At 62.3% G+C, this 9,130-nt stretch carries 7 protein-coding genes and 1 pseudogene; 4 read left to right on the plus strand and 4 right to left on the minus strand.

Translation table 11 applies throughout. The features are described 5' to 3' along the window. Nucleotides 1-15: 15 nt before the first annotated feature. Nucleotides 16-372 (minus strand): YbaN family protein, encoded by a 357-nt coding sequence (locus tag BN9444_RS03900; RefSeq protein ID WP_066492649.1) that lies wholly within the window; start codon nt 370-372, stop codon nt 16-18. Between the two features lie 145 nt (nt 373-517). Here BN9444_RS03900 and BN9444_RS03905 point away from each other — a divergent pair, with 145 nt between their 5' ends. The 3 genes from BN9444_RS03905 (at nt 518) to BN9444_RS03915 (ending at nt 5,619) form a co-directional block, all read left to right on the plus strand. After that, nucleotides 518-1,993, plus strand: a complete 1,476-nt coding sequence (locus BN9444_RS03905) for an NAD-dependent succinate-semialdehyde dehydrogenase (protein ID WP_068801439.1) — start codon at nt 518-520, stop codon at nt 1,991-1,993. An 81-nt stretch (nt 1,994-2,074) separates the two neighbouring features. Then, complete coding sequence (locus tag BN9444_RS03910) at nt 2,075-3,484, plus strand: aldehyde dehydrogenase family protein (protein ID WP_068801440.1); 1,410 nt, start codon at nt 2,075-2,077, stop codon at nt 3,482-3,484. A gap of 440 nt (nt 3,485-3,924) precedes the next feature. Further along, nucleotides 3,925-5,619: an ATP-binding protein gene (locus BN9444_RS03915; RefSeq protein ID WP_066512494.1), complete on the plus strand. Its 1,695-nt coding sequence runs from the start codon at nt 3,925-3,927 to the stop codon at nt 5,617-5,619. 21 nt (nt 5,620-5,640) lie between these two features. On the opposite strand, the gene BN9444_RS03920 is transcribed toward BN9444_RS03915, so the two are convergent. Beyond that, the gene (locus BN9444_RS03920; protein ID WP_066492643.1) at nt 5,641-7,140 is read right to left on the minus strand and encodes an IS1096 element passenger TnpR family protein; all 1,500 of its coding nucleotides are present in this window, start codon (nt 7,138-7,140) and stop codon (nt 5,641-5,643) included. A gap of 250 nt (nt 7,141-7,390) precedes the next feature. On the opposite strand from BN9444_RS03920, the gene BN9444_RS03925 reads away from it, so the two are divergent. Further along, the gene (locus BN9444_RS03925) at nt 7,391-7,753 is read left to right on the plus strand and encodes an HNH endonuclease signature motif containing protein (protein ID WP_066512490.1); all 363 of its coding nucleotides are present in this window, start codon (nt 7,391-7,393) and stop codon (nt 7,751-7,753) included. A gap of 15 nt (nt 7,754-7,768) precedes the next feature. Here the strand turns inward: BN9444_RS03925 and BN9444_RS03930 are convergent, their stop codons facing one another. Together BN9444_RS03930 and BN9444_RS14665 are read right to left on the minus strand one after the other, a co-directional pair. Then, nucleotides 7,769-8,464, minus strand: a complete 696-nt coding sequence (locus BN9444_RS03930; RefSeq protein ID WP_066492639.1) for an MOSC domain-containing protein — start codon at nt 8,462-8,464, stop codon at nt 7,769-7,771. A 2-nt stretch (nt 8,465-8,466) separates the two neighbouring features. After that, nucleotides 8,467-9,130: pseudogene (locus BN9444_RS14665) on the minus strand (hypothetical protein); the annotation flags it as partial.

Genomic DNA, 9,130 nt, shown 5'->3' on the forward strand with positions numbered 1-9,130 from the left:
GAGAAGCCACGGCGATTAGTCGGGTTCTTTCATTCGGAGGATATAGATGCTCACGCACACCGCAATGGTGGGCAACAGAATCCACGCGAACATCTTCCCGATGAGGAATGCAGACAACAAGATGCTCGCCCACAGCAGTGGAATTGTCCGTGCCTTGTCTTTGCGGGACATCTGTCCCGAGCGGAAGTTGTGGATGTAGGGGCCGAAAATAGGGTGGCTCATGAGCCACGAATGGAAGCGGTCCGAGCTGCGCGCGAAACAGAAGCCCGCGACAAGCAGGAATGGTGTCGTCGGTATGAGGGGCAGGACGACGCCCACGGCGCCCATCGTAAGGGACACGCAGCCGGCGGCTAGCAGGAGTGGTCGAAGCATGAGGGTTACCTTACTAAGTTTGCCCTTCACATCCAATGTTTCACGTGAAACTCATCAGGTGCCCCCATGCGAAGGAAATGCGATCCGGGCACCCAAAACCCGCGTAGCGTGGCCTGCATAACTCTCCACAAGAAAGGATCTGACAATGGGAGTAAAAGTCTCCGAACTGCTCGCAAAGGTGCCTACGGGTCTCCTTATTAATGGTGAATGGCGCGACGCCGCCTCGGGTGAGACCTTCGAGGTGGAGAACCCCGCCACTGGCGAGACTCTTGCGACGCTTGCGTCCGCAGGTTCGGATGACGCGATGGCTGCCCTCGATGCCGCCTGTGCCGTCAAGGACGAGTGGGCGCGCACCTCCCCGCGCGAGCGTTCCAACATCCTGCGTCGCGCCTTCGATCTCGTGACGGAGCGCAAGGACGAGTTCGCTGCTCTCATGACTCTGGAGATGGGCAAGCCGCTCGCCGAGGCCTACGGCGAGGTGACCTACGGCGCCGAGTACCTGCGCTGGTTCAGTGAGGAGGCCGTCCGCGACTATGGCGCTACCCTGCCGGCGCCGGAGGGCACCATTCAGATGGTCACTCGCCGCAAGCCGGTGGGCCCGTGCCTGCTCATTACCCCGTGGAACTTCCCGCTTGCCATGGCGACCCGCAAGGTAGGCCCGGCCGTGGCTGCTGGCTGCACCATGGTGCTCAAGCCGGCGAAGCTCACGCCGCTCACGTCCCAGTACTTCGCCCAGACCATGATTGAGGCAGGCCTTCCGGCTGGCGTCCTCAACGTCGTCTCCGGCAAGTCTGCGTCCGCCATCTCCGAGCCGCTCATGGCAGATTCTCGCCTGCGCAAGGTCTCCTTCACTGGCTCGACTCCGGTGGGCAAGACTCTGCTCAAGGCTGCCGCGGACAACGTGCTGCGCACCTCCATGGAGCTGGGCGGTAACGCGCCGTTCATCGTCTTCGAGGACGCCGACCTGGACCAGGCGGTCGAAGGCGCGATGGGTGCCAAGATGCGCAACATCGGCGAGGCCTGCACCGCGGCCAACCGCTTCATCGTCCACGAGTCCGTCGCCGACGAGTTCGCGAAGGAGTTCGCCGCGAAGATCGGCGAACTCAAACTCGGCAACGGCCTCGACGAGGGTGTTACCTGTGGCCCGCTCATCGAAAAGAAGGCTCTCGACAATGTCACCTCGCTCGTGGACGACGCCGTTGAGAAGGGCGCCACCGCGCTTATCGGCGGCAAGCCCGGTGAGGGCGTGGGTTACTTCTACACCCCGACCGTCCTCATCAACGTCTCCCGCGACGCCCGCGTGGCGCAGGAGGAGATCTTCGGCCCCGTCGCGCCGATCCTCACGTTCTCCACGGAGGCCGAGGCTATCGAGATCGCCAACGACACGGAGTTCGGCCTGGCGTCTTACGTCTACACGGAAAACTCTGACCGCATGTGGCGCCTCGCTGACGGCCTGGAGTTCGGCCTCATGGGCTACAACGCGGGTGTCATCTCCAACGCCGCTGCCCCGTTCGGTGGCGTGAAGCAGTCTGGCATGGGCCGCGAAGGCGGCGCCGAGGGCATCGCCGAGTACACCTCGCTGCAGTACATCGGCGTCCGCAACCCCTACGCCAACGCCTAAGCGCCGCGTAACGATCTATCACCTCCTGGAGATGTAGTATCGTGAGTCACATTTTGACTCACGCTTTCTCCAGGAGGTTTTATGTCTCAGTTCAGCACCTACGCGGATCTGCTCGCTGCCGTCACCACTGACGGCGGGTCACCGGTCCACGACCCGGCGACCGGCGAGCTTATCGGCACCTACACCGTCGGCACCGTCGCGGACCTCGACCACGCCGTTGCGACCGCGCGCGTTGCCCAGAAAGACTTCGCTGCCCTCAAGGATGAGGAGCGGTGCGAGCTCCTGCTCAAAGCTGCCGATGCCGTCGAGGCCGCCGCCGAGCCCCTCGCCGAGCTCCTCTCCCGTGAGCAGGGCAAGCCGCTCAACGGTCCTAACGCCCGCTTTGAGGTAGGTGCCTGCGCCGCGTGGCTGCGTGCCACCGCCTCCTTCGAGTCCCCCGACTACACCGCCGTCGATGACGACATCACCGCGACGGTCCACTACCGTCCCCTCGGCGTCGTGGGTGCCATCGGTCCATGGAACTGGCCCATGATGATCACCACGTGGCAGTTCGCCCCGGCTCTGCGCATGGGCAACGCCGTCGTCATCAAGCCCTCTGAGTACACCCCTCTCTCCGTCCTCGCCCTCGCCGCCGTGATTAACGACGTCCTGCCGGCGAACCTCCTCCAGGTCGTTACGGGCGACGGCTCCGTGGGCGCCGCCGTGACCTCCCACCCGGACATCGACAAGATCATGTTCACCGGTTCGACGGCGACCGGTAAGAAGATCGTCGAGTCTTCTGCCGCGAACCTCCAGCGCCTCACCCTCGAGCTCGGCGGCAACGACGCCGGCATCGTTCTCGACGACGCGGACCCAGCCGCCATCGCCGGCGACCTTTTCTGGGGTGCGTTCATCAACACCGGCCAGACCTGTGCCGCCATGAAGCGTCTCTACGTGCCCGAGTCCCTCTACGACGCCGTCTGCGATGCTCTCGTCGAAGTCGCTAAGGCCTCCCCCATGGGCGTTGGCCTCGAGGAAGACAACGTCCTCGGCCCGCTGCAAAACCAACAGCAGTTCGACATCGTCGACCGACTCGTGAAGTCCGCCCAGAACTCTGGCGTCCGCGTTCTGTTGGGCGGCGACCCGGACTACGACGCGCCGGGCTACTTCTACCCCACTACGCTCGTCGCAGATATCGACCCGGACAACCCGCTCGTGATCGAGGAGCAGTTTGGCCCAGCCCTGCCGATTATCAAGTACACCGACCTTGACTGGGCCATCGAGCAGGCCAACAAGCTCGACGTTGGCCTCGGCTCTTCGGTCTGGTCCTCGGACCGCGACCGCGCTCGCGAAGTCGCCGCACGCCTCGAGGCCGGCACCACGTGGATCAACGGCCACGGCGGCGTCGACCCCCGCGTCCCCTTCGGCGGCATCAAGTCCTCCGGCTACGGCGTCGAGTTCGGCACCGAGGGTCTCAAGGGCCTCGCCTACCCGCACATCATCAACGGCTAGCCGCGCACTGATCACTCCCGATCACTCATCCATCACTGACGATCACTCATCGTCAGTGATGGATTCTCGTTTTTCTCGCGCCGCTTGGCCCCCTCATCCGGACACCCGCAAGGCTTGAAATATGTATGTGTCCTGCAGAAATCCGAGAAAATTCGCCGTATCATACACACTACGAATCCGATTCTCTCACTCGGATGAGTGACGCTATCCCTTAGCCGAAAATGGCCATCATTCACGCCAGAACCCTGATCACTCATCCCTAAGCAGAGATCACTCATCGATTTGCGGCTACTTCGGACGATCACTCACGCTAAATTTTCGATCACTCATGAAAAAATGCTCGTATTTCACGATGAGTGACGATATTATGGAGATCACTCACGCAACAGCTACAGTCGCGGGTGCGTTTTGGGCGAGTCACGACGAGACGGGGAAAAGCGATGGATTTCGAGGCGGTAGTTGATGTCTTGGAACATCATGATTCTGATAACCAGAGGATTGAAGTAAAACGCACGGCATCGTCATTAGGGAAGTCGGTGTGGGATAGCATTTCGGCGTTTGCCAATACTGACGGTGGGGTTGTCGTTCTTGGCGTGAACGAGACACCGGAGGGCTTTGCACCTGCAGAGGATTTCTCTCCTCAGAAAATCCGGGATGAATTGCTTAGTGGGCTCAATGAAAAGTCCTCTGCGGGTACGAAAGTTACACCGGTTCCGGAATATCAAATCAGCACGGAAACCTGGCGGGATCATCCGGTCATTATGGTTGGCATTGAACCGATGCGATTCCATCCGCAGCATCAGCGCAACATGCCATGCTACGTAACGGCTAAGGGCTTAAAGAATGGCACGTTTAAGCGTGTGGGCGACGCGGATAAGCGAATGAGCGCTTATGAAATCTATCAGTGGCAAAGCCGCTTCATTCCGGATGACTCTGACGCCGCTATCGTCAATGGCGCGGCGTTAGAGGACCTCGATCTTGAGGCTGCCGCAGCCATGGTGGAGACGTTGCGTGTTCACAACTCGCGCGTGGTGGAGGGTGCCGAGGACCTTACCGATGTGCTGGCGCGGCTCAACGTTCTGTCTAGTGGCGTGCCCACGCTGGCGGGCGTATTGACGTTTGGACACTATCCGCAGCAGTTCTTCCCGCAGTTGTTTATCGATGTCACGTCCCACCCAGGAGTTGCAAAGGGAGCCAGTGACGATGGAACGCGTTTCCGCAGCCGTGAGATGTGCGATGGTCCTATTCCATTGGCCATCCAATCCGCGGTCGATGCCGTCATGAAGGAAATGCGGGTGCGCTACGTCGAGCGCGACGCGCAGGTCGACCGGGAGCCGGAAATTCCGGAGATGGTCGTGCGCGAGTCCATTACCAACGCCGTCATGCACCGCGACTATTCGCCGATTGTGCAGGGGCGTCAGATTGCCGTGGACATTTTTGCCGATCGGGTGGAAATCAGGAACCCGGGCGGGCTATGGGGCGACCGCACCGTGGACAATATCCGAGACAATAGCTCCATGTCGCGCAATCGGCGTTTGTCGGCGCTGCTCAGTCGGACGCCAGCAGCACGCGGCAGCGGTACGGTGTCAGAAAACCAAGGCAGCGGCGTTCCCCGCATGTTCCAGGCAATGACGAAGTCAGGGCTTCCCGGCCCAGAGTTCATAGATCGCGGCGGCGAGTTCGTGGTGGTGTTATCCCGCTTTGGGCTCATGGATGACGCCATCGCCCGGTGGGTGGATTCCGTGGCGCCACATGCGGAGCGAGCATTGCAGGTTGCGCTGGTCTTTGCGCGCGATCTCGGCGCCGTGACCCCGCACATGTTGCGTGAGCACTTGGGACTCGACTCCGATGATGCGCGCGCGTGTCTCGAACGCGGTGTACGTGACGGAGTCCTCGATGCTGCGACCGATGAACGTTTTGTGTTATCGACTTCGAGCCTGGGATTGGATAGCGAGCAGGAGAAGATTCTCGCCCTGCTCGCAGACAAGGGGACGTTGTCGAGCCATGAGGTGGCAGAAGGAATCGGGCTGAGTTTGAGCCGGGTTCGCCCGCGCCTTTCCGGACTGGTCGACGTGGGGTTAATCGAGGCGACGGCCCCATTGACAAGCCGTAACCGCAAGTATCACCTCGCTTGATGTGGCGCCGGCTCGGCAACCCTAGTTCGCCACCGCCAGCACATCGCTGAGCGGCGCCTGTGGCGCGTCCACGGTGGAACTCGACGAGCGATCCTGCGCCAGCATTTCCGGCAGGGCGCGGCGCAGCGCCTCCTGGAGGAAGCCGATGACATCCGGCGGCAGGTGGATGCAGCCGCGCGGCGCCTCGCGGTCGCGCAGACCGAGGCAGGCCGCGGAGCTTAGAATGTGGTCCACGTAGGAGTGGATGAGGCCGCCGCCCTGGCGCGGCCAGAGCGCTTCCTCAACATGGTCGAGGAATTCGTTCTGCACCTGTGTGATGTGGACACCGCGCATATCCGCGAGCGGATGGAAGACGAGGTCGCTGTAGAGGAAGTACAACGACAGCAGACTGTCGAGAATGAGCCGGTCGCGGTTGCCGACGGGATAGTAGTCGAGCAGGGCACGTCCCAGCTCGGCCGGGGCGAGCTCGGTGAGTTCCAGTGCTTCGGCGGTGACGCGGACTGCGCCCTTCTCGCGATCGAGGACGAGAAGCTGCATGTTGGCAAGGTTCTCAATCATGATGCCGGCCACGGCGATCGTGTGATGCTCGCAGAGAGGTACGGGGTGGACGGAGCGAATGATCCGGGCGGCGTCGTCGAAGGAGAGCGGCGGGTGGGGATCCTCGTTGAGACGCAGGGTGGGGGCCATGCGCACAATCTTCTTCACGGCGCGTCCCACGGTAGCCGCACCGGAGTCGGAGAGGCCGAACTGCTCGGTGGAGACGAAGGCGCCCACGAGTGCATCGAGCCCTGGGATGTCGAGCTGATCTGCGAGGAAAGCGGGCACGGATGTTCCGGCCTGTGCGGCGGCGATGGCGGCGTCTTCGAACTGCTGCGTCTTCCAGAACGGCAGTGCGGGTCCCAGCGTGGCACGGGCGAGCTCGAACTGGGGGCTTGCCTGGAGCTCGCCCGTGATGACGACGCTGCGCACAGCGTCCGTGAGCGTCGCGAGCTTAGCGCGCCGGGGGTCTGCGTCGGAGATACGAATCTGCTTGATCGACCGAGTGCCCAAGACTCGCTCACAGGTGTTGAGCTGCTCATCGGTGAGCTTCGTGCCCTTCTTCTGCACGGCTTTGATGATGCCCTGGACGGTGTACCAATCGTCAAACGACGTGCCCGGTGGAGGAGTTGCGCCACAGGCGTCGACGAGCATGGCCCGGCGGTGCATGCGGTGAGAGTACTGCAGGTGCTCGACCTCGATGGTCCACTCCTCTCCCGGTCCGCCTTCGTAGCGGATCACGGCATCCGTTTCGAGGGCCTCAATGACGCAGTCATAGGACTCGGGATGATGGAAGTCGTAGGGGTCATCGGACAACGAAGTGGGTTCGACCTCGAAATAGTGGAACCCCGTGGCGTCGAAGTTGAAGGCTGCGCAGATGAGGTGGTGGAGATCGTCGAAGGTCGTGGCTTCCGGGACGATGAGTGTGCGGGACAGAGTTTCGTAGGAGTTGATGGACGTGAGAGTAATCATGTGAGAAATCATGGCCGCGATACTACAAAGAAAGTCGGCACATCCGTTCTACCTGGGAAAATGCAAAATACGGCTATCACGTATTGCCCAATATATTGTGCAACGAGGTTCCCAGCGATGTGAGCGGGTACCCCTGAGTAGGAGTTTTCCAATTTGGTATCTGCTGATTCGAGAGTGTTGACGGACACCAACGGGGATGGATTTGCCGGGGTGCGTTAGCTCTCGAACGCCCAATCTCACGCCTTGATGGGGGTAGTCTCTCATGGCCACTGTTCCGCCAGGCAACCCGAACCACCCGCCCGACGCCAACGTCCCCATAGATGCCATCCGCGCGTTTATCGAAGCACGCGACGGTACCTGCCGCCGCGCCGACTGCACCGTGCCCGCCAAGCACGCACAGCGTGACCACCACGTCGAAACCGGCGAAGGCGCAGACACCTGCACCGACAACCTCATCGCCGTATGCCACTATCACCACAACGTGAAGACAGACCGGCGGTGGGACTACATTCTCGAGCCCGCAACCGGAACCGGCTACTGGCTCTTTGAAGATGGCATCTGGGAAGCCATTAAACGCAACTTCGTCCCCCTCCCCGACTCCGAGGAGATCGGCTTCGACGACTAGAAAACAGACCGAGTATTACTCGGAATGCGATGTTCCACGTGAAACACGGAGTTTCGCGTGCTTGTCCGCGACCTCAACGCGCTTTGCCATCGGCAGGTGATGGATATCCGGCAAGCAGTGGACCTCGACGACGTGGCGGGCGAGCTCCAAATCGCCCAACTTGGCGCGAAAGGCCATGCCCATGGTGACGTCATGATCGGGGCGCCCGATGAACTCGAGCGCGTCGCCGGGTGTAATGCGGCCGGGCTCGAGCACCCGGAAATAGGCACCGCAGTCGCCGCGATCCGCCCAGGTCTTGACCCAGCCGCGCTCCCCCAGCCACTCGGCAAAGGTGCCGCAGGGCGTGCGGGGTACGGAAACCTCGAGGAGAGCGGAGCCGACGCGAACCTGCTGACCGATGAGGAGATCGCGGAGCACGACGCCGGAGGTGGTGAGGTTCTCGCCGAACATGCCGCTGCGAAGCGGTCGCCCGAACTCGGTCTCCCAGAAGTCGAGTTCCTCGCGAGCGTAAGCGTAGACCGCCTTGTGGGCGCCGCCGTGAAAGTCGCTGTCCCCTACGAAGTCGTCGGCCACGCCGGATCCGTCCCCGTAGTTCGGACCAGGCGCGGAGACGTCAATGGACGCGGCTGGGTGTTTGTCTATGCCCGTCGTGGGATACCGGCGGACGGAGTGATCGTGTGGAACGGCGATATTCGTGGAGACAACCTGCATGGTTATCTATTGTTGCATAGATATTGGGTGAGTCCCTCCGCTGTGCGAAGGTCGTAGGCGAAGAGTGCGGGGGCGAGCGCGGCGGCATCGGCAAGCTGGGGCAGGTCGTCCTGGAGGATGGCGAGGACGGCGGGCTGTGGGAGCAGTCCAGCGGCGACGGCGCGGAACGCGAGTGCGAAGACGTACGAGATGTACGGCATCCAGGCCGCAGAGACGAACGGCGTGTCGCCACCACCGAAGGCGCCGAGCGCGACGAGGGTATGCGAGACGGAGGTGTCGAATCCCAGTTGGCCCAGTACGCTGGCGAGCTTTTGGGCGTCGCCGCGCAGGTGGCTCACGGAGCCGAGGCGGTAGAAGTCCTCGTCGTGCGCGAAGCAGTCGCGCAGGGCCGCGATGCGGGCGGCCTCGTCGTTGACGGCCGTCGAGGTTGGGGTTGCGTCGGGACCGGAGGCCTTCATGAGGAGCAGCGGGCGGGTGAGTGAGTCGATGCCGGCGTCAAAGGCGAGGGCAAGCTCCGACGCGGCGCCGGCGGGGACGCCCACGTTCCATGGGTGAGCCACAAGTTGGGTCTGTGCCAACGCTTTCGCTTGACGGGACAATGAGAGGCCGGACGCGGGCAGTGCGCGCACGGCGGCGCCGGGCTCCGCGCGCAGGCGCTCGAGGACG

It is taken from the genome of Corynebacterium phoceense, from assembly GCF_900092335.1.
GTDB lineage: Bacteria > Actinomycetota > Actinomycetes > Mycobacteriales > Mycobacteriaceae > Corynebacterium > Corynebacterium phoceense.

Coding starts and splice junctions, on each gene's coding strand:
- BN9444_RS03900 (WP_066492649.1), bottom strand. CDS start 372: ATGCTTCGACCACTCCTGCTAGCCGCCGGCTGCGTGTCCCTTACGATG.
- BN9444_RS03905 (WP_068801439.1), top strand. CDS start 518: ATGGGAGTAAAAGTCTCCGAACTGCTCGCAAAGGTGCCTACGGGTCTC.
- BN9444_RS03910 (WP_068801440.1), top strand. CDS start 2,075: ATGTCTCAGTTCAGCACCTACGCGGATCTGCTCGCTGCCGTCACCACT.
- BN9444_RS03915 (WP_066512494.1), top strand. CDS start 3,925: ATGGATTTCGAGGCGGTAGTTGATGTCTTGGAACATCATGATTCTGAT.
- BN9444_RS03920 (WP_066492643.1), bottom strand. CDS start 7,140: ATGATTTCTCACATGATTACTCTCACGTCCATCAACTCCTACGAAACT.
- BN9444_RS03925 (WP_066512490.1), top strand. CDS start 7,391: ATGGCCACTGTTCCGCCAGGCAACCCGAACCACCCGCCCGACGCCAAC.
- BN9444_RS03930 (WP_066492639.1), bottom strand. CDS start 8,464: ATGCAGGTTGTCTCCACGAATATCGCCGTTCCACACGATCACTCCGTC.